17 protein-coding genes are annotated in these 21,835 nt (G+C 42.6%); 2 read left to right on the top strand and 15 right to left on the bottom strand.

What is annotated here, in order from left to right; genetic code table 11:
- Nucleotides 1-69 precede the first annotated feature (69 nt).
- From DXC01_RS00140 to DXC01_RS00130, 3 genes are read right to left on the bottom strand one after another with little or no spacing between them, the layout of a single operon-like run.
- Nucleotides 70-915, bottom strand: a complete 846-nt coding sequence (locus DXC01_RS00140; protein ID WP_118697955.1) for a carbohydrate ABC transporter permease — start codon at nt 913-915, stop codon at nt 70-72.
- Complete coding sequence (locus DXC01_RS00135; RefSeq protein ID WP_022215751.1) at nt 912-1,874, bottom strand: carbohydrate ABC transporter permease; 963 nt, start codon at nt 1,872-1,874, stop codon at nt 912-914. The genes DXC01_RS00140 and DXC01_RS00135 overlap by 4 nt, the downstream gene beginning before the upstream one ends.
- 58 nt (nt 1,875-1,932) lie before the next feature.
- On the bottom strand, nt 1,933-3,294 hold the full coding sequence (locus tag DXC01_RS00130; RefSeq protein ID WP_118697954.1) for an ABC transporter substrate-binding protein: 1,362 nt from the start codon (nt 3,292-3,294) through the stop codon (nt 1,933-1,935).
- Nucleotides 3,295-3,447: 153 nt separating this feature from the next.
- Here DXC01_RS00130 and DXC01_RS00125 point away from each other — a divergent pair, with 153 nt between their 5' ends.
- A complete protein-coding gene (locus tag DXC01_RS00125; RefSeq protein ID WP_022215749.1) occupies nt 3,448-4,188 on the top strand; it encodes a helix-turn-helix domain-containing protein in 741 nt (246 codons plus the stop codon).
- Between the two features lie 93 nt (nt 4,189-4,281).
- On the opposite strand, the gene DXC01_RS00120 is transcribed toward DXC01_RS00125, so the two are convergent.
- From DXC01_RS00120 to DXC01_RS00085, 8 genes are all read right to left on the bottom strand, one after another.
- Nucleotides 4,282-6,981 carry a GH36-type glycosyl hydrolase domain-containing protein gene (locus DXC01_RS00120; protein ID WP_118697953.1) on the bottom strand — a complete coding sequence of 900 codons (2,700 nt, stop codon included), beginning with the start codon at nt 6,979-6,981 and terminating at the stop codon, nt 4,282-4,284.
- 12 nt (nt 6,982-6,993) lie between these two features.
- Nucleotides 6,994-9,408, bottom strand: a complete 2,415-nt coding sequence (locus tag DXC01_RS00115; protein ID WP_118252038.1) for a GH36-type glycosyl hydrolase domain-containing protein — start codon at nt 9,406-9,408, stop codon at nt 6,994-6,996.
- Nucleotides 9,409-9,707: 299 nt separating this feature from the next.
- Nucleotides 9,708-11,015, bottom strand: coding sequence for a glycoside hydrolase family 32 protein (locus tag DXC01_RS00110; RefSeq protein ID WP_118252039.1), 1,308 nt, complete (start codon nt 11,013-11,015; stop codon nt 9,708-9,710).
- A gap of 17 nt (nt 11,016-11,032) precedes the next feature.
- The gene (locus DXC01_RS00105) at nt 11,033-11,269 is read right to left on the bottom strand and encodes an HPr family phosphocarrier protein (RefSeq protein ID WP_022215745.1); all 237 of its coding nucleotides are present in this window, start codon (nt 11,267-11,269) and stop codon (nt 11,033-11,035) included.
- Between the two features lie 11 nt (nt 11,270-11,280).
- Complete coding sequence (locus DXC01_RS00100; RefSeq protein WP_022215744.1) at nt 11,281-12,375, bottom strand: ABC transporter ATP-binding protein; 1,095 nt, start codon at nt 12,373-12,375, stop codon at nt 11,281-11,283.
- Between the two features lie 6 nt (nt 12,376-12,381).
- Nucleotides 12,382-13,233 (bottom strand): carbohydrate ABC transporter permease, encoded by an 852-nt coding sequence (locus tag DXC01_RS00095; RefSeq protein WP_022215743.1) that lies wholly within the window; start codon nt 13,231-13,233, stop codon nt 12,382-12,384.
- Nucleotides 13,205-14,104, bottom strand: a complete 900-nt coding sequence (locus DXC01_RS00090) for a carbohydrate ABC transporter permease (RefSeq protein ID WP_118697952.1) — start codon at nt 14,102-14,104, stop codon at nt 13,205-13,207. The genes DXC01_RS00095 and DXC01_RS00090 overlap by 29 nt, the downstream gene beginning before the upstream one ends.
- Nucleotides 14,104-15,426 carry an ABC transporter substrate-binding protein gene (locus DXC01_RS00085; protein ID WP_118697951.1) on the bottom strand — a complete coding sequence of 441 codons (1,323 nt, stop codon included), beginning with the start codon at nt 15,424-15,426 and terminating at the stop codon, nt 14,104-14,106. The genes DXC01_RS00090 and DXC01_RS00085 overlap by 1 nt, the downstream gene beginning before the upstream one ends.
- Nucleotides 15,427-15,703: 277 nt before the next feature.
- On the opposite strand from DXC01_RS00085, the gene DXC01_RS00080 reads away from it, so the two are divergent.
- Nucleotides 15,704-16,744: a LacI family DNA-binding transcriptional regulator gene (locus tag DXC01_RS00080; protein WP_118697950.1), complete on the top strand. Its 1,041-nt coding sequence runs from the start codon at nt 15,704-15,706 to the stop codon at nt 16,742-16,744.
- Between the two features lie 55 nt (nt 16,745-16,799).
- On the opposite strand, the gene yiaK is transcribed toward DXC01_RS00080, so the two are convergent.
- The 4 genes from yiaK to DXC01_RS00060 all read right to left on the bottom strand — a co-directional run bounded on the left by yiaK (nt 16,800) and on the right by DXC01_RS00060 (nt 21,618).
- Complete coding sequence (gene yiaK, locus DXC01_RS00075; RefSeq protein ID WP_118697949.1) at nt 16,800-17,807, bottom strand: 3-dehydro-L-gulonate 2-dehydrogenase; 1,008 nt, start codon at nt 17,805-17,807, stop codon at nt 16,800-16,802.
- Nucleotides 17,808-17,849: 42 nt separating this feature from the next.
- Nucleotides 17,850-18,740 carry a dihydrodipicolinate synthase family protein gene (locus tag DXC01_RS00070; protein WP_022215738.1) on the bottom strand — a complete coding sequence of 297 codons (891 nt, stop codon included), beginning with the start codon at nt 18,738-18,740 and terminating at the stop codon, nt 17,850-17,852.
- Between the two features lie 78 nt (nt 18,741-18,818).
- The gene (locus tag DXC01_RS00065) at nt 18,819-20,216 is read right to left on the bottom strand and encodes a GntP family permease (protein ID WP_022215737.1); all 1,398 of its coding nucleotides are present in this window, start codon (nt 20,214-20,216) and stop codon (nt 18,819-18,821) included.
- Nucleotides 20,217-20,289: 73 nt separating this feature from the next.
- Nucleotides 20,290-21,618: an enolase C-terminal domain-like protein gene (locus DXC01_RS00060; RefSeq protein WP_118697948.1), complete on the bottom strand. Its 1,329-nt coding sequence runs from the start codon at nt 21,616-21,618 to the stop codon at nt 20,290-20,292.
- Between the last annotated feature and the right edge of the window lie 217 nt (nt 21,619-21,835).

Here is a 21,835-nt window from a genome sequence, read left to right as displayed (position 1 = left end):
ACAGCATTCTTTATCCTTTATACAAGAATATCCTGCTGCGTTCTTCTGACTGATGATAACTTTTATTTTTTACTCTTTTACGCCACCCAGCGTAACACCTGCGATGATATATTTTGACAGAAGCAGATAAACAATAATGATCGGTACGATAGCAACAGTGATCATCATGTAAATCTTACCCATATCAAAGTTCATGTAATCAGCACCTCGTAATGTTGCAATCAGGATCGGAACCGTCATCTTGTTCTTGGACTGGATAACCAATGCCGGTACGAAGTAGTTGTTCCATGATCCAACAAAGGTAAAGATTGCCTGAACTGCGATCGCCGGTTTCATGATTGGAAGTACAATACGGTTGAATGTATGGAACTCTCCAGATCCGTCAATTCTGGCAGCTTCCACCAGTGACAGCGGAAGAGAAGATTGTAAATAACTGTACATAAAGTAAAATACTGCCGGTGAAGCAATGGACGGAATAATCAGCGGAAGAAGTGAATCATACATTCCCATCTTTGTGATCAATCTCAGGAATCCCATTGCAGTTACCTGTGTCGGCATAACAAGGATTGCCATGATGAAAGTAAAAGCAACTTTCTTTCCCTTGAAATCATAAGCATAAATGCCATATGCAGTCAGGGAAGAAAAGTATGTACATAATGCTGCAGAGCATCCGGACACGATCACACTGTTAATGATTCCTCTGAACATTGGAAAGCTTCCATCATTTGCCACACTTCTCAGGTTATCCAGAAAATGTTTACCCGGAATGATAGAAAAGCCTTTCTGCAGTTCTGCATGTGAATGCGTTGCATTGATAAGCAGAATCGCAAAGAAAAACAGACACATAAAAGATAAGAGAATGAGTACAATATGTGCGAAAATGCTCATCACACGTTTTCCTGAATTTGTTTTCATGATCTTGCTCTTCTCCTTTCTTCTTTTGCACGTTTCTTAGCTGCCTTTTTTGAACCATCTGGATCGTTGTCATTGGTCATTCTGTAAACAAAGAAGCAGAGGATACCACTGATGATGAACAGGTAAACAGATAATGCACCTGCCATTCCATAATTCTTGCTCTTCAGATGACTGTTCAGGAACATGATCAGTGTCATGGATGTTCTGTCCGGGTTACCCTGTCCGTTTGTCAGGATCTGAGGAACATCAAACATCTGAAGACCACCGATGATAGATGTGATCAGTGTGTATGCAAGGATCGGACGGATCATTGGCAGTGTAATATAGAAAAATCTCTGAATTCCATTGCATCCATCCAGATCAGCAGCCTCATAGACCTCCACACTTACACCCATAACTGCCGCCATCAGCATGATCGTTGTATTTCCAAACCACATCATAAAGTTCATAAATCCGATCAGTCCTCTTGTTCCCAGAACAGAACCCAGGAAATCAATCGGTGCTTTCAGAACACCCAGAGACAGCAGAATAGAGTTGACCGGACCATTGGTAGAGAACATCGTAAAGAATAATAAGGCAAATGCAGACGCCATGATCAGGTTCGGCAGATAAATAACTACTTTAAAGAACTGTTTGCCGTGGATCTTCATTCGAAGATCTGTAAACCAGCAGGCAAGTACAAGTGCAACCACGATCTGCGGAACAAAACCGATCAGCCACAGGATCAATGTGTTTTTTCCATACAGGAACATATCTGATTTCAAAAGACTGATGTAGTTTTTCATGCCGACAAAATTCGGACCTACTACCTTGATACCCGAACGATAATATTCGAAAAAGCTGTATCTTACAGTATCGATCAAAGGAATAAGAGAAAATATCAGATACGCGATAAAAAATGGAAGAATAAATAACAAGCCCCATTTTCCGTAATCAATATTTTTTTTCTTTTTTTTCATAAATGCCTTTCCTTTCCAATAAACAGCAGGGCACTCTGTACCCTGCTGATCTGATCATTTATTCCGGCCACTGTACTTCTGTGATTTCCGGATAACGTTCCATGATTGCTGTTTCAAAGTTTGATTTTGCTTTGTCAAACTCAACATTTCCCTGGAAATAATCGCTGAAAGCATTCTGGAGCAGTTCTACACAGCCCTGATCATAAGGGGAAAGCGGGGCAATTTTGATGTTTTCTGCAACCGGTGCAAAATATTCAAATGGATTCTGTCCACCGAGGAAATCAGAAGCGAATGCATCGTCAGAAGCAGCCTCCTGCATACCGGATTTTGTATTTGTAAAGTCAGCATAGTCCTGGGAAATCTTTAACAGGTTGTCTTTGTTTCCAGTCAGAGCAAGGATAATATCTTTTGCATGTTCCGTGTTGTCTGTTCCTGTTGCTACATGGATATAAGATCCGCCCCAGTTGTATTCCTGCGGTGGGTTTGTAACAGCCCAGGCACCGTCTTCGCCATCCCAGTTTGGTTTCAGGGTAAAGTCAATTCCCCATGCCGGGAACAGGAATGCGAATACTTTGGAGTCAGAGCTCATAGCTTTGTTCCAGTCATCGTTCCACTGACCTTTTACAGTTTTGTTCAGATATCCTGCATCCAGCCATTCTTTTGAATCACTTATCCAATCCATGATCTTCTGGTCAACTTTGATCGTTGTGCTTCCCGGCTCTACCCATGAATTTTCGATGCTGTTTCCATACAGACGGAATGTATCTGCATAAGAAGCAAATGTGTAGTATCCTTTTGCTTTCAGTTCTTCTGCTGTTGCTTTTGTTGTATCCCAGTCCTTTAATTTCTCGCCTACTGCTTTCGGATCATCTGTTCCAAATACATCTTTTGCGATGTCACGACGATATACCAGAGTTCCCGGGCAACACTGCCATGTAGAACCTCTCTGTACTCCATCAGTGTCAGATGCTGTTGTTTTTGTAAAATCATACTGATCTGCAAGATCTTTGTCAGGATCAATTCCGAGGTCTTTAAGCGGAATTGCCACATCTGCATCTTTGTCTGTATATTTATTTACATAGTCTGTCTCTGACAGGAAAATATCTACTTTGTCATCGTCTGCCGCATCCGCCTGGTTCATCAATGCTTCATCCAGTTTTTGCTGGTAAACGCCATCCTGATTCGGGTTAATGACCCAGTGGATCTCTGTTCCATCTTTCAGTGTTGTAACTGTTCCATCCTTTGATGTAGATTCTACTTCCGGATATACAGCTTCCAATCTCTGACGAAATTCATCATTCCAGGAATAAATATTGATCACTTTTCCTTCTCCGGAATCCGCACTTACTACAGTTGCTGCTGAGAGTGTTCCTGCAACAACTGCTGCTGTCAGGATTACAGATACAAATTTTCTTTTCATTAAAAATTCCTCCTTGTTCAAAGCATTTTTCACTGTTTTCTCTTTGATGATGATACTATATCATTTTTGACATTCAAAATATATTATTAATCTTAACAAAATGTCAGATTCATGTCATAATATAAAAAATCAACACATTAAGGAGTGATATTTATGGCAATTTCAAAAGACTGGTACCACACTGAAATGAAAAACGATGATATGGAGATCCTGCACCGTTCTCCCTCCGTAGAATACTCTTTTTATAATGCAGTCCGAAGCGGAGACATGGAGACTGTCACTGCAAACTGCAAAAACGATTCCTTTCTTCATCTCGAAGGAACTGGTGTCCTTTCAAGAAATCCTCTGACCAATATCAAATATCATTTTGTGGTAACTACCGCCATGCTGACCCGTTATTGCATTGACGGAGGACTGGAACCGGAGCAGGCCTATCGCCTCAGCGACTTCTATATCTTAAAAATGGATTCCTGCACTTCAGTCCGTGAAGTTGCAGACCTCCACCATATTATGGCAAAAGATTTTACCGGAAAAATGCTTCTTCAGAAAAAAAGTTCTGTTCTGTCCAAACCTGTCATTGAATGCATCAACTATATCTACAGTCACATAAAAGAAAGAATCACCATTCAGGATCTGGCTGAACATACAGGGCTGTCCTGCAATTATCTTTCCCGTATATTCAAGCAGAATCTTGGTGTATCGATCAGTGACTACATCCGTGAACAGAAAATAGAAAAAGCCACTCATCTTCTCAGATATTCTGATCAGTCTATCGTGGATATTGCGGCGTATCTTTCCTTTTCCTCACAGAGTCACTTTATACAGATTTTTGAAGGCTATACAGGACTGACACCAAAGAAATACCGCGACAAATACTACAAATCCATGTGGTAGACCAGCAGACATGCCTCTGTCTCTCTCCGGCATTGAGAAAAACAGAAAACAACCCGGCATTATGTCATTTTGCTACATAATGTCGGGTTGTTTTTATTGTAATACTATAGTAATATTATGTGTCTCATCTGAAGACAACTGTTCAATCGTCTCTTTTTTCATGCAGGCACTTCCGCCTGCTCTTTTTTCTATTTCTTTTTCGTCACAGTACGCCTGAACAATCTGATATTCTCCATACTCCTTTTTGTCTGGATTGGAAATGTGAACCTCAAATTTCTTTCCTGCAAATTCCAGATAGAGTGATGCATTTCCTTCTTTATCAAACTGTTCTGCCATAAGTGCTGGTGCGATCACAAGATTGCCAATCTCTCCTCTTACTCCAAAAGCTTCTGTGATCATGGTCAGCATATACCAGCTTGCTGCACCGGTAAGATATGCATACAGCCCTCTTCCATCACTGTCAAAATATTCAGGAAGACCTGGATACATATAGCTGCTTTCAAAGTTCATTGCCGCATGAAGAAGTGTATTGAGCACTTTATATCCTTCTTTTACAAATCCCTGACTGTACAGAGCATTTGCATACATGACTGCCATGTGAGAGAAAACAGCTCCGTTTTCTTTTTCACCATAGGCAAAGCCGAACATCCTGCCGAGATCAAATTTCTCTTCTCTGAAATTTGTATTCAGTCGATAACCGCCTGCTTTCTCATCGAACAGATATTTATCTGCACTTCTGCTGATCGCGGCAGTCTGCTCTTTTGTTGCAGTTCCGCTCATGATCGCGAATACCTGGCTGGTCAGCATCATGCGTACACGATCTTTTTCGCAGCACTCTACCGGATTCTTGTGGTCATCATAATAACCATTGAACCATCCGTCTCCACCATCTGTGATCCATTCATTCTTTCGGATATTTTCCATCATCCATTCTGCTTTTTCACGCAGATTTCTGACTATCTCATCAATTCTGACAATCACTGTGTCGCCGCTGATGTTGTGTGCACACTTTTTGGTGTAAGAACCCAGCAGTTCTCTTTTTTTGTCTGCATTCTCATATAGATCTCTTCCACAGGAAAACAGACATTCCATTTCACTGGCAATCTCAACCCGGTTAATTCCGCTTATGCGTTCCAGGTTTTCCAGGCAGTCTGCAATGTTATTCATATTTCCTGCATAGGCACAGGTAAACGCCACACTCTCACCATTGTCCCACGCCATATCCATGGCATCGTTCCAGTCGGCTCCATGGAGTTTCATTTCATTATGCTCACCCACATCATAAAAAGCAGTTAAATTCTGCAGAAGAATATGCTCCAGAATTGTTCCGAAATAAATATCTCCGCTCTCTACTTTCTGCTGTTTTCCGTAAGCTGTATTCCATTCTTCATCGTGTGTTGTTCCTCTTCCTGACTGAAGATCTTTGAAATATGGAACTTTTTCAAACAGAATATTCATATCACCGGTCTGGTCGATATACAGCTTCGTCGTTCCAAACGGCCAGAATGCATGATCCATCCAGACACGGGCAATATTATTTCTGTCCGCGATAAATTCTCCCTGTTTATTTCCAATAATCGTGGCATTTGTTCCGTCAATGCGGACACCGCCATAGTTGGCAACAATCATCTGACGCACTACAGCCGGATTCATGATCAGGAGTGCAAGACAGTCCTGCCAGAGATCTCTCCATCCCCGTCCGCCTTTTCCATAGTCGTGGTATGGGAGAAAAGAACAGCCATAGATTCTTCGCAGTAGCGGCTGAAAGCTGATCCATTTCATATAGTTATCAGCATCTGCATCACCGGTTTCATAAGATACATTTACTTTTTTCTGCCAGTAGGATTTCACCTCTTCAAGAACGTTCTCCACCTGTTCTTCTGTCCTGTATTTTGCGACAGTTTTGGCAATACTCTCTTTCTTCTCTGTCAGTCCTGCCAGTATGATAAAACCTGCTGTTTCCTGCGGCTTTAGCTCAACATCCGCAAAGCGGATGCCTCCCATTGCCTCTTTTCCCTCAGCTCTGCTTCCTGCCTTTCTGCCTAGCTTGTTCTCTCTTACTGCTTCTGGATTCAGATAGGTACCGCCCTCTCCTATAAACTCCTGCACAGTAGGATAAAACGCCTCCGGCGCATCGCCTTTTTCTGAATATCCATATACAAAATAGGTGGTATGATTCTTCTGATGACCTCTTTCATCAAAAGACAGAACCGGTGTGACTTCCACACCATATTCTGTTGTATTGATTCTGTGAAGAAGCGATGTCACATGACGATGATCTCGAATATTGTCCGCGCTTCTTCCATAAAGTGGTATTGCAGCGATCGGAGTTATTTTTGTCACTTCTTCAGATATATTTTTTATTCTGACCAGTTCAATCTCTGCTGCTCCGTCCACATCAACAAAAGAAGTGATTTCTGACTGAAGACCATATTTTGCAGAAGTTCTGGTCACTTTCTGCCACATAAAACCGGCTTCCAGAATGCTTTTATCCTGAGCTTCTGTAAATTTCTGTAATTCCTGCTCTGCTGAAATTCCCGTTGCAGACCAGCATCCCTTACCTTCTATACGACACCAGAAATTTCTGGTACTGCGATTATTGTGAAGATTTTCAATACTTACCGGTTCCAAAAGAAAATGGTTCTGATCTGTCTTGCTGTCTCCTCCAAGGTTCGGAGTGATACTGGATTTCAGTCCCCCATCACCCGCCAGCGGAAAATACAGACCACTGTAGTTTTCCGGACTCTGAATGGTAAACGTTCCTTTTTTATCCTGAAATTTTATATATTTCATGCTGTCTCCTTTTTATGACATGAACAGTTCTACTTCTGTAATCTCTGTAAGCTTTTCCTGAGGAATATAATTTTCTCCCAGTTCTTCTCCATTGACGATCATCTTCTTGAAACCAGATTCCACGTGTCCCGGATTATGGACTGTAATATGAAGTTTACATCCGCGGAAATCTTTATCAATTTCAAATTTATCCCATTCTTTCGGAACAGATGGTGCAATTCGCAGTCCGCCAAAGTCAGGACGCATACCAAGGATACCTTCTACACACCCTACCATAACGGTAGATGCTGTTCCTGTCAGCCAGTGTACATGAGAGCGTCCGAAATTCGGGCTTGCTTTTCCCTCTGTAAACTGTCCATAGCAGTATGGTTCCAGCCTTCGGATCTCTGCCCTGTCATTCTGTGCCGCAGGCGCATTTTCCATAAAGTAGCCAAAAGCTCTCTCTCCATGTCCTCTCAGAGCTTCTGCAAGAATGATCCATCCCTGTGACTGTGAGAAAATCCCTGCATTTTCCTTGGTTCCTGCATTATAGATCACAGCCAGTGCACCCTCGAATGCATGAGCATGATATGGAGGATCCATCAGGATTGCTCCATATTCTGTATTCAGTCTCTTATAAACCATATCCAGTGCAAGATCTGCCTGTGCATCGTCTGCAAGACCGCTGATCACCGCCCAGCTCTGCGGATTCAGCCACATATTCGCTTCCGGATCTGTGCGCTTTCCAATCACAGCTCCATCTTCTGTAAATCCACGGATAAAGCGGTCTTCATTCCAGCAGAGATCCTGGATCAGTTTTCCAAGTTTCTTCTGACTTTCGTTAAGATATTCAATATATTCTTTATCCTCTTTGTATTCTGCAAATTCTCTGAGAATCGTCATTGCGTAATAATACTGCAGTGCTACAAAAGTTGATTCTCCATCTTTTCCAAGTCTGAGACAGTCATTCCAGTCTGCATAAAGACCTGCCGGCATTCCATGTTTTCCAAGATGATTTTCAGAAAATGCAATTGCACGTTTCAGATGTTCATATACGGTTGCCTCACCTTTGTTTGCAAACGGAATCACTTCATCCATGAATGCCACATTGCCTGTTTCTGAAACATATTTATAGACTGTAGGGAAAAGCCACAGCGCATCATCTGCACGATAAGCCGGATGTCCTGTTTCCTGTACATAGGAAGCATCGTCCGGAGTATCTTCATGTCCCGGGTTATGTGTAAATTTTACAAGCGGAAGTCCACCGCCGTTATCCACCTGTGCTGAAAGCATGAATCGAATTTTTTCCACCGCCATCTCCGGTGCCAGATGAATCACTCCCTGAATATCCTGAACTGTATCGCGATATCCATATCCATTGCGGAGTCCACAGTAGGTAAAAGAAGCTGCCCGTGACCAGATAAAGGTCATAAAACAGTTGTATGCATTCCATGTATTGATCATGGTATTAAATTCCGGACTTGGGGTTCTGATCTGGAAGTGAGAAAGCTGACCATGCCAGTATTCGATCAGTTCTTCCAGTTCTCTTTTACATACATCCTGGCAGTTTTTGTAATGCTCCACGATCTCGCCCGCTTCTGCATCACCTTTCATTCCAACAAGAAAAGTGATTTCTTTTGTTTCCCCCGGAGCAAGGCTTAAAACTGTTGAAAGTGCTCCACAGCTATTCTCATTATAATTTCCCTTATTGCTGAGTTTTCCCGTGATCACGCCCTCTGGATTGTTATATCCGTGATATCTTCCGAGAAAGCTTTCTTTGTCTCCGCACCAGGAATTCACGTCAGCTCCTGCCAGTCCGAAGAATCTGTTAAATACATTTTTGTTATCAATGTTTTCACCTTCTTCCAGACGATCCAGGTTTGCGTGGATCATCTGACGTACACGGTTCCCTCTGAAAACCGTCTGTGTGATATACTGAGAATACTGAAGATTTACCTGATCCTGTTCATAGTTACTGTTGTTGGTAAATTCCGCATATCCTGTTACTGTAAGTTCACGTTTTTTCTCAGAATAGTTTGTTACTGCCAGACTCCATACTTCATAAGACCGCTCCAACGGCACATAATATCTTACTTCTGAGTGAATTTCACTGTAATCTGCCATCATTTTTGTGTATGCTGTCCCATGATGACATTCACTTTTGTACGTCTCCAGATCTTTGCCTACCGGCTGCCAGGATGCAGACCAGTAATCTTTACTTTCATTATCGCGAAGGTAAATATACCGTCCCGGCTGATCAAACTGATTGAAAATATATCTCAGGATTCTTCCATTTGCTCCAGATTTTGCAAAACTGTATCCTCCTGCATTATTTGAAACGATTGCCCCATACTCTGGTGAGCCAAGATAGTTTACCCACGGTGCCGGTGTATCCGGACGTGTGATCACATATTCCTTTTTTGCTTCATCAAAATATCCATATCTCATATCTCTCATCTCCTGTTCCAGCTATTCTTCGCCTGATTTTTCTTACACTATACCCTATATCATATTTTGAATATACAAAATACAAGCTGAAAATATCAGATTCGTGACATAAAATGGGGATGGAGAAAAATGTTCTTTTCTCCATCCCCATCAGTTTCAAGCCATAGCTTCTGTCAGATTTTTATTATCATGAGTAACTTCTCTGATGCCTGCTTTCCCGTTTTTGTTGAAATTGAAAATAAGCATATATTCCTTTTTCAGATGATAATACTCAAGAATTTCTTCATGACCGGAGTTCTTTATTTTTCCAGAGTTTCTATTCTCATTTTTACATCTGTCTCTATTTCTTTGCCCAGATCATACACGGTATTGGAAATTACCGCTTCACCGTCATTTACAAAGACTTCAATCAGGTTCGGGTTTACATATACTTCAAGCTCAAATCCTTCTTTTAATTCAGGTGTTGTAAACTGTACTCTGTGATTCGTAAATTTTCTGTAGAGGCTGCTTCTGTCAGTACAAATCCTGCTGCCTTCTCTGTAAATAATGTATCCGCCAATGTTTACCTTTTCACCATCTTTCAGAGAAAATCTTACACGATATCCGCTTTCATCTGCTTCATACGGTGCGGAGATTTCTCTTGTATATGCTGCCTGAATATTCGGATGGACACGAAAATAAATGTGATTCTCTTTCGCTTCTACAACTCTTGGAATACACATCATTCCCTGCCATTTCCCATCCACCGGCTCCGGCATGCGAAGCCACGCAGTCAGGATTCTTCTTCCCTCCTCATCGAGGGTGCTCTGTGGTGCATAAAGATCCATTCCATAGTCCATAAGCTGGTACTCATCCGGAAGTTCCATCTGACATGTTTTCTCATCAAATTTCACCTGCATACAGACCGCCTGTGCATCATCTGCTTTTCCGTCTTTCAGAAATCCCATTGGTGAAAAGATTACTATCTGTTTTCCGTCCACTTCAAAGTAATCCGGGCATTCCCACATCCAGCCAAATTTCTCTTTGGTAACAGAGTTTTTATATTTCCAGGATTCGCCATCTTTTGAAGTAAAGAACAGAAGTCTTCCCTGCTTATCTTCAATTGTGCTTCCAAGCATCATATACCATCTGTCGCCATTTTTCCAGACCTTCGGATCTCGGGTATGTCTCGCATCACCGGTTTTTGCATCATGGATGACCGGAAGAACTGTTTTCTTATCCCCAATGTTATCAAAATCAAATCCATTCTCAGAAGTGATCATCAGCTGTGCGGATACAAACTGCTCATCTACACAGTGATTGATATTCTCAGGATTTTCAACCAGATAATTTACTCCGGTAAAATACAGCTGCATCTTCCCATCATTTTCAACAGCTGTTCCAGAAAAACACCCACTTCTGTCATCTGTTTTACTTGGATACAACGCTATTCCCTGATTTTCCCAGCTTACAAGATCTTTGCTGACAACATGACCCCAGTGCATTCTTCCCCACTGCGGTGCATAAGGAAAGCACTGATAGAACAAATGATACAGACCTTTGAAATAAATAAAACCATTCGGGTCATTCATCCAGCAGTCTTTTGGTTTTACATATATTTTCTGCATTTTCTGTACTCACTTTCTCATTCTTCTGCATATTTTCGGACTACCTGCAGGGCTTTTTCTGCTTCGGCTCCCTGTGCATGAATTCTTACATTGACCGGTTTGGACAGATCTGTACTGAAAATTCCCATGATAGATTTTGCATCGATCACGTATCTTCCGGAAACAATATCCACGTCGCATTCCAGATGACTCACTTCATTCACAAAATTTTTGACTCTCTCAATCGTACCCAAAAATATCCTGATTTCTTCCATTACTGTCACTCCTATAAATAATTTACCTCAGTTTCCTTATCAAAGAAATGAATTTTGGACGGCATGAATACAAACTCAATTTCATCTCCGACCTGGCTGATCTCATACTTTGAAACTCTCGCAACTGCCTGGCAGCCTCCAAACTGGAAATACAGGTTATTTTCATTTCCCATAACTTCCGTATCTGTGATCACAGCTCTCATTTTATTTTCTTTATATAATTCCAGATTCTGTGCATCCATCTTGAGATCCTCACCACGGATTCCAAGTGTCATTTCACCTTCTCTGCCGTTCAGTTTATTGATGATAGCTTCCGGAAGTGTAAGTTTATTTCCGTCCTTAAATGTAACTTCCTTTCCTTTTACTGTCACGTCAAAGAAGTTCATCTGCGGAGATCCGATAAATCCAGCTACAAATTTATTTACCGGATGATCATAAAGCTCCATTGGTTTTCCAACCTGCTGGATCACGCCCTCTTTCATGATGACGATACGATCTGCCATTGTCATTGCCTCAACCTGATCATGTGTAACATAAATTGTAGTTGCTCCCATCTCACGATGAAGTCTGCTGATCTCTGTTCTCATACTGACACGGAGTTTCGCATCCAGGTTGGAAAGAGGCTCATCCATCAGGAATACTTTCTGATTTTTTACGATGGCACGACCAAGTGCAACCCTCTGTCTCTGTCCACCGGAAAGATTCTTCGGTTTTCTGTAACGAAATTCCTGCAGTCCCAGAATATCAATCGCCCAGTCTACTTTTTTCTTGATCTGATCTGCCGGCATTTTCATATTCTTCAGACCATATCCGATATTTTTCTCTACTGTCATATGCGGGTACAGTGCGTAGTTCTGGAATACCATTGCAATACCTCGGTCTCTCGGAGCAGTTTCGTTTACTTTTTTTCCATCAATATACAGATCACCTTCTGTAATCTCCTCAAATCCGGCTACCATGCGAAGTGTTGTTGATTTTCCACATCCAGATGGTCCGACAAATGCAATAAATTCTTTTTCATTGATTTCCAGGTTGAAATCACTTACGGAGTTCTTATCTGCTCCTGCATATTTTTTTCCGATATGTTTAAATTCTATAAAACTCATAATTCATTAACCCTCCTTGGAACCGGTTGAAGTTACACCTTCTACAATCTGTTTTGAGAACAGTGCATAAATGATAATAACAGGAATTGTGATCAGGGTGATCACTGCAAGTGTCTGACCCATTGTTGTATTGTCATTGGATGTGATTGAGTTCAGACCGATCTGTGCGGTCAGAAGATCACTGGATGTGAATACAAGTGACGGCCAGAGATAATCATTCCATACTCCGAGGAATGTAAAAACACTTACTGTTGCAACAACTGTCTTTGACATCGGCAGCACCATTGTGAAGAAGTATTTTACCGGGCTGCAGAAATCAAGCTGAGCTGCCTCGTAAACGTCATCCGGAAGGCTTACAAACACCTGACGGAAAAGGAAAATATTAAATGGATTCACGATCATTGGAAGTACATATCCGATAACTGTATTCAGAAGACCTGCTTTTGCAATGATCAGAAAGTGAATCGTGATAACTGTTTCTGTTGGTACGATCAGAAGCATCATAATGATCAGAAGCCACTGGTCACGAAATGGAAAATTAATCTTTGCCAGTGCATAACCGGCAAGCCCGTTGACGATCACGCCGAGTACGATCAAAAGTGCCGCATATCCTAAAGTATTAAGCATATAACGGAGGAAATTGGTGTCCGTAAGAATCGTAATATAGTTTTCAAAATAATTTCCGTTTAAAGCAGGCGGAATAAATGCTGCCACAGAATTCATATCCGCTGTGATCGCTGCATCCGGTTTAAAAGAGTTTGCAAGCATCCAGATTACCGGAAACAGGAAGAATATGGAGAGCAGCAGAAGAAAAACTGCCAGAACCCAGTTAAATGTTTTTTGCTTTTTTGTTAACATGTTTTTTCTCCTCCTTTCCCTTAGTCAGTACATTCTGTATGATAGTCAGTACAACAACAAAGACTGTAAAGACAATTGCCATGGTAGATGCAAGTCCCATCTCCCAGTTCATTGTACCAGTTTCATAAATATCATATACCAAAGTGTAGGTTGAATGGTCCGGACCACCGCCGGTCATTACCATCGGCTGTACTAACATACGGAACGCGCCAATTGTAACTGTGATAAATACGAATATACAGAGTGGCTTCAGTTCCGGAAGTGTGATATCCCTGAATTTCTGCCATGCACTTGCGTGATCCATTTCTGCTGCTTCATAAAGTGCAGGATTGATATTCTGGAGTCCTCCAAGGAAGATGATCATCTGATATCCTACGCCCTGCCATACACTCATGATCGCGATGGACGGAAGTGCCTGTTTCGCACTGTGGATAAATGGCTGTGCACTGATTCCGAAGTGTGCAAGCAGTGTGTTTAAGATTCCCTCCGGGCTGTAGATGTCCATCCAGAGTGTGGATACAACTGCCAGAGACATTACGACCGGAATAAAAAACGCTACTTTGAAGTATTTCTTGCAGTGTGTGACTTTGTTGATTGCCAGTGCAAGAAGCAATGCTCCGATACACTGACACGGAACAATGATGAGCACGAATTTCACTGTATTAAAGAATGATTTTACAAACAGCTCATCTTTAAAAATATTGATGTAGTTTTCCAGGCCTACAAAATGTGTCATATCCGGATTCAGTGCAAAGTAATCGGTAAAACTGAACACCAGTGTCAACACCATCGGCAGAAATAAAAACAGCGTAAGAAGTACCAGCGCCGGGCCAAAGAAAGCCATTCCTAAGATTGATTCTTTTTTCTTCATTATTCTCTCGTATAACGTTCCAGTTTCGCGTTAATCCTTTCTACAGATTTATCCAGTTCTGTCTGTGCATCCTTGCCGCCAAGTCCGACACTTTCAAGTGCCTGCTGGAAGGATGTACTTACCTGTGGATATACAGGAGTTTTTGGTCTTGGGTGTCCGTATTTACTCAACTGCTCGTACAGTGCTTTGTAATTTTCGTCTGTCTGGAATATATCGATCTGATCAAATGCCTTATATGTTGATGGGAGTGATTTTGCTTCATTCCAGATTCTGACACCACTTTCCACACCACTCATCCATTTGACCAGCTCTGTTGCTCCCTCAATATTATCTGTCGCAGAAGAAGCCGCAAATGCCCAGGATCCTGTCGGTGTATATCTCTCTCCATCCCAGTCATCTCCTACTACATAAGGTGCCACACCGAGGTTCACATCCGGGTAGTTTTCATATATGGTATTAACCTCCCATGCGCCGTCAAATTTGAAGGCTGCTCTTCCACTCTCAAACAGATTCTCGATCGGAGCTTCGGACATGTATTTATTCTCTACGATCTGATGGAAATAGTTCATGACTTCCACATTTTTCTCTGAGTTAAAATATCCATCCACAGTCAGTCCGTCTTCACTTACCAGATTTCCTCCATTTGCCCAGATAAACGGTGCATAATAATAAATACTTGCTTCACCTACCGGGAAAGTCATATCAATCGGATATCCCTTCTTCTCATCCATTATTGGCTTCAGTTTTGCCAGAATATCCATAAATTCCGTTCTTGTCCATGGATGGTCGGCATCCGGCACTTCAATCCCGGCCTCCTCAAGAATATCTTTATTGTAATAAAGGCCTACACTGGATTCCATGACTCCAAGTGCATAGAGCTTGTCATCATAAGTTCCCTGCTCCAGAATGGATTCCAGATACTCGCCCCTCTCCTCCTCTGTCAGGTCTGCCAGAGGTTGGATGATACCGTTCTCTGCATATGCAGCAACATTCGGTCCGTCCAGTGTAAGAACATCCGGAAGTCCTCCTGACAGTACAGAAGAATTTACTTTGTCAGAATATCCGCCGCCGCTGTCATTTCGCGGAATAAATTCAATATCTGCAAAATATTTACCATCATATTTCTCGTTAAAGCTGTCTACAGATTCCCTGTAAACCTGTCCTTCCGGAGTATCCTCAATACTGTGTACCCATATAGAAAGATACTGTTCGCCCTCATCGTATCCTGCCACATCGCCAGGCTTTACTTCCTTTTTCTGGCATCCCGTCATACTGACTGCCATTGCCAGACCGGCAAGAAGAATCAGTTTTGTTTTTTTCATGTTCTCCTCCTTTTCCTTTCTGCTGTTTGTGTAACCGGTAAAGTAACCGGTTACTTTATAAATTGATAATATCATCAGAATACGATTTCGTCAAGTATTCTCTTATTTTTTCATTGATATATACAAATTCTGTATTTTTCCTTTGTTGATTTTTTACAAAACCGGTTACTTAACCACTTCTGTATTGCTTGTCCTTGTTATAAACCACAATTTCTGTTATACTCTTAAGCAGTATAATACTATTCAGTTTTTTTATTGAAAGGACTCTTCTGTTATTATGGGGAAAAAAAATATAACTTTCAGCGATATTGCAAAATATACCGGTTTTTCCAAAACAACGATTTCCAGATATTTCAATAATCCGGACTCTCTTACCCTGGAAAACCAGCAGATCATTGCGGATGCTCTTGAGAAATTAAACTATAAAGAAAATAAAGTTGCGAGGATCCTCGCAAACGGAAAAACAGAATTTATCGGGGTTATCATCCCAAACCTCTATATGCACTACTATTCTGAAGTTCTGAACCAGATATTAAAAACTTACGAAACTTTTGGCTACAAGTTTCTTGTATTCACAGGAGATGACCAGGAGACAAATGAGCGAAAATATATCCAGGAGCTCCTTTCCTACAAGATTGAAGGAATGATCATTCTCAGTCATACGATACCATCCCGTGAACTCGCCTCCTATAATATTCCTATCGTAACAATCGAAAGAGAAGATCAGTATGTCAGCAGTGTCAATACAGACAACTACATGGGCGGGGTGCAGGCAACCAGTCTTTTGGCAAAAATCGGAGCTGATGTACTCATTCATATTAACGCAGAGTTTTCTTCGCAGATTCCATCCTACGGACGTATCAAAGGATTTACTGATATCTGTAAAGAATACAAAATCCCACATGAACTGATCCTTACCGATACAGGACACAGTTATGAAGAAACGTCCCAGATTCTCAAGAACCTGATTGAGGATATTGATATCAGATATACCGGCAAAACCAAGGGAATCTTTCTTCCAAACGATACTTTTGCCAATATCGTACTTCATCATCTGATCCGGCGATACGGAAAGCTTCCTGATGATTATAAGCTCATCGGTTTTGATGACTCTCCTGTCTCAAGAGAGGCCATCGTTCCGATCAGTACGGTTGGACAGCAGATCGACAAGATTGCCGCTGCCGCTATGGAAATCCTGAACGTTCAGATCAAAGAAAGCCACAAAAGGAAACCTGCACTTTCTTCCGAACCAGTCCACCAGATCATTCCACCGGTATTGATTCATCGCGAAACAACGCTTCCTGTAAAAACACCCTGATATGTTCAAAACTCCGGTCACAAATTTCTTCATGACCGGAGTTTTATTGTGCTATTTATAATTCACATATCTTTTTCCATATTTCCTCGTTGACCGGGATTCCGTTCTTCAGATTTTCCCTGCGTCGGATGAGTGTTCCCTGTCCTGGATATCGGACGGTATGTCCTTCTTTTTCCGGAATGGAAGCCTGGATATCTTTCAGTGTCTCGTTTAAGATTTCCTGTGCTTTGTCTGGATCCTGATTCAGGACTTCCGGGCGGATCGCGATGAATACCTGCGTCAGGCCGTATTCCGATTCGCATTCCTGTCCTACTTTTGTCACAGTTCTTCCGAGTGTGAGTATCCCGCCGATCAGATCCAGTACGATCGAGAGGCCAGAACCTTTCCAGTAGCCGATCGGGACAACTCTTCTTGTTTTTTCGATGGCTGCCGGGTCGCAGGTCAGGCTACCTTTCTCATCGTAACCACCCGGATAAGGAAGTTTTTCTCCATTCTGCCTGCATACAGAAAGCTTGCCGTAAGAATACTGTGCCATCGCAGTATCAACAACAACATGCTCTCCATTCTGATCCGGAACAGCCAGAACGAATGGATTATTTCCGATCCTTCCATCAATGGCTCCCCATGCCGGCATGTTTGGACAGGTATTTGTCCAGCAGATTCCGATACATCCTGCTTCCGCTGCCTGCCATCCGTAGGCACCGCCGCGCATCCAGTGATTGGTATTGGACATCGCCACCATACCGATCCCAAGCTGTGCCGCCAGTTCTACCGCACGCTGCATTGCCATTTTTGCATTGAGATTTCCCATTCCCAGATGGCCGTCCCATCGTTCCACGGCACCAAAGCCGGTGATTTTTTCCGGCACTGCATTTACGTCAATGTAGCCTTTCTGAATATAATCGATCACTCTTGGAAAACGCTGGTAACCATGAGAATACACTCCATCTAAAGAAGAATCGGCGAAATTCTTCGCCGATTCCTCTGCACGTTTCTCATCGAAACCATATTTCACAAGAATGCTCTGTAATTTTTCTTTCATTTCTTCGTAGAAAACTCGCATTTTACATTCCTGCCTTTTTATTTATCTGGAGATTTTATATCATCAAACAAGCTTCATGTCAACCAGAACCTGATGAAGTTTCTCCTTCTCTTCTGGTGTCAGCTCGCCGATCGGTGCCAGGCACTTGCCAACCGGGATGCCCTGCTGTACAAGCCCTTCCTTAATAACAGCCGGGAAAGTACCCATACCGCATGCGATACGGAGCGGTGCCAGTTCAAACTGTGCATCCAAAGATCCCTTGAGATCACCTTCCATAAATTTGTCGTAGATATCAGCTGCGATACGTGGAGCTACGTTTGCACAGGATGCGATCGCGCCTGTTGCTCCATAGCAGAGAGCTGCATGGATCAGAGTGTCTCTTCCCATCAGTACATGGAAATTGTCGTTATCTCTTGTCAGACGGATGTACTCTGCTGCATTTGTCATATCACCGGTGCTGTCTTTGACTGCAACGATATTGTCGATCTCAGCAAGTTTAGCAACAGTTGCCGGTGTAATGGTTACATTTGTTTTTGGTTTGTTGTTGTAAAGGATGATCGGAAGTGAAGTGCTTTCTGCGATTTCCTTATAGTAAGCGTACAGTTCGTCCTGTGTCTGGGATACAAACATTGGTGTCAGTACGGAAACTGCATCCACGCCAACTTCTTCGCAGATCTTTACCAGACGGATAACGCCTCTTGTTGTGATATGGTTTGCACCGCCGTAAACCGGAACACGACCTCTTGTCTCATCTTTGACTGTTTCAAGGATCTTGCGATAGGTATCGTCATCGAATGCGTAAAACTCTCCGGTCGTTCCCAGTGGAAACAGACCATGCACGCCGTTGTCGATCAGATGATTGACCATCTGACGCAGTACTGGATAGTTTACTTCTCCGTCATCTGTAAGTGGTGTGATGATTGGTGGAATAATTCCTCTTGGTACAAATCCCATTGTTTTTTCCTCCTCGTTGTTGCTATATTTTTTGGATTGAATGATCTTGTTATATGTTTTAATTTTTGTTCATTGATTTTAGATAAAGAACTGTGCGATAAGCAGTTCCAGTACACCAACGCCCGACATGATCATCGATACGGCCGTCTTGCATCGAACCTGGTCTTTCAGTTCTGTCAGTCCGAACATTCCGTTGAATACCCAGAATCCACTGTCATTGAAGTAGGAAAATGAAATCGCACCTACGCAGCAGGAAAGGGACATAAGAAGCGGGCTGATGCTTAAAACACTCATAAGTGGTGCTGTCAGGGATGCTGCTGTTGTGATTGCAACGGTTGCAGATCCGAGAGCGATCCTCATAAGTGCTGCAATGATGAACGGGATCAGAACTGCCGGAAGTGCCCAGGATGTAACCATTTCACCAAGTGCAGTACCGATACCGCTTACTTTTACAACGTTTCCAAGAGATCCGCCGGCACCTGTGATCAGCATGATGATACCGGTATCTTTGATAGCGTCATCCATCATCTTGAGAACAGCTTTGTTATCTTCCTTCGGAACAAGTCCGTAGATTGCAAGAAGTGTACCGATTCCAAGTGCTACGATCGGAGAACCAAGGAAATCAACTACGCTGTTGCTGATACCAACAAAACCAAGTACAGTTTTGAGAAGGATCAGGATGATCGGGATGAAGATCGGTGCCACAGATACCCAGAAGCCCGGAAGCTGTTTTGCATCCATCATTGCATTGAGTTCATCCATGGATTTGATGTATTCCTGTTTGAATTCTTTTCTGTCAAATCCACCTTCATCGTTCGGAACCTGATAGATTTTCTTTCCGATCCATTTTGTGTAAAAAACTACTACGATCAGCATCGGAATGGAGATCAGTGCACCACCGATGATCATCTGGCCTACATCGACATTGAACATTCCGGCTGCGGTCAGCGGACCAGGTGTCGGAGGTACCAGACAGTGTGTCAGCTGAAGACCAACTGCCAGTGAAAGTGCAAGTCCAACTACAGATTTACCAGTTACTTTGGACATTGCCTTGCAAAGAGGTGCAAAAATTACGATCGCGGAGTCTGCAAATACCGGAATGGAAATGAACCATCCTGTGATCGCCAGTGCCCATTCTTCGTTTTTCTGACCGATCAGTTTGATAAAGCTGTATGCCATTTTTTCGGCAGCTCCGGATTTCTCCAGGATACCGCCCATCATAACGCCAAGACCGATGATGATACCGGTGCTCTTTAATGTGCTTCCAAATCCTTCCTGAATGGCTGTGATCAGACCAGTCTGAGTTGTGCCGTCAGCGAGGGTAATATCTGAGATCGGCATTCCGCCGATGATTCCTGTGATCATGGCTGCGATCAGAAGGGCCATGAAGGAATGTACTTTTGTTTTCATTACCAGGACGATCATTACGATGATTCCTAATGCCAGTCCTAATAACATTCTTGTTGATTCAGACATGTTTTTTCCTCATACTCTTTCCATATATTCATTCACTAAAGTTTTTAAGGTAACCTATTTTGCTGATAAAATCTTATCTTACGAGACACGGACGCTTGTTATCGAATTTCCATCCCGGGATCAGATACTGCATGCCTTTTGCATCGTCACGTGCTCCCAGACAGTTGTCCATGTAAAGTTTGTGTGCTTTGAAAACCTGTTCGCGGTCAACTTCGATTCCAAGTCCACCTTTTTTCGGAAGATCAATGCATCCGTCAACGATTTTCATCGGCTGTTTTGTGAGACGCTCGCGTCCTTCCTGCCAGATCCAGTGTGTGTCGATTCCGTTCATCTTTCCTGGGATTGCTGCTGCACACTGTACGACCATTGCAAGGCTGACATCGAAGTGATTATTGGAATGACATCCCCACATCATGCCGAAATCGTTGCACATCTGACCTACTCGAACGGAACCGTTCATAGTCCAGAAATGCGGGTCTGCAAGCGGAATATCTACGCTCTGCAGGGACAGGCAGTGATGCATCTGGCGCCAGTCTGTGTTGATCATGTTGGTTGCTGTCGGCATTCCGGAGAGCTGTCTGAACTCTGCCATAACTTCACGTCCGGAGAATCCGTTTTCTGCGCCGCATGGGTCTTCACAGTAAGCAAGACATTCTTTGAGCTGTGGAGCAATCTCCAGTGCTTCTTTGAGGCTCCAGCAGCCGTTCGGATCGAGATCAACTCTTGCATCCGGGAATGCTTTTTTGATCGCCTGAACTGCTTTGAGTTCTTCCTTCGGTGCAAGTACGCCGCCTTTAAGCTTGAAATCTACGAAGCCGTATTTTTCATGGGTCGCTTTTGCAAGTGCTACGATTGCTTCTGGTGTAAGGGCTTCTTCGTGACGGAGACGGTACCAGTCGCATTCTGCATCTGGTTCTTCTTCGTACGGAAGATCTGTTTTTTTGCGGTCTCCAATGTAGAAGAGGTAGCTTAAGAACTGTACTCTTTCTCTCTGAATTCCATCACCCATCAGAGCTGCTGCCGGCACATCAAGGAATTTTCCGAGAAGGTCAAGCAGAGGTGCTTCGATCGCTGTTACTACATGTACTCCGGTACGAAGGTCGAATGTCTGTAAGCCACGCACGTCATCTTTGATATTTTCATCCAGCCATTTACGAACCTTGTTGAGCGTCTGTTTGTAATCTGCAATGCTTGTTCCGATCACCAGGTCTTTTACCTGCTCAAGTGCATTTGTGATCTTCTCTCCTCCCGGAACTTCTCCAACACCTTCTACTCCGTTGGAATCTGTCAGGATCACGATGTTTCTTGTAAAGTAAGGTGCATGTGCGCCGGAAAGGTTTAATTCCATACAGTCATGTCCGGCTACCGGGAAAACTTCCATTTTTTCTACAACAGGTATCATTTTTCTTCCTCCTAGAATATTCGAAATCATTGCGGCCTCAATGTTTTTCTTTGTTTGTTTTGTATGTATTTTATTATATACATTCTGGCTTTTTGTTCAATTCGCAGAATACCCAAGAAGGTTCTTGTGATTTTTATGGTTTCGTTAATGTTGCAGGTTTTGAAATAATATGTTTCATTTTAATCGCATTTTATTTCATGCATTGCGTAAAATGCAT

This window comes from Blautia sp. OM07-19 (genome assembly GCF_003481595.1).
In the GTDB taxonomy this organism is placed as follows: Bacteria; Bacillota; Clostridia; order Lachnospirales; family Lachnospiraceae; genus Blautia_A; species Blautia_A intestinihominis.
The sequence above is the reverse complement of the archived record's forward strand: the minus strand, read 5'-3'. Positions and strand labels throughout refer to the sequence as shown.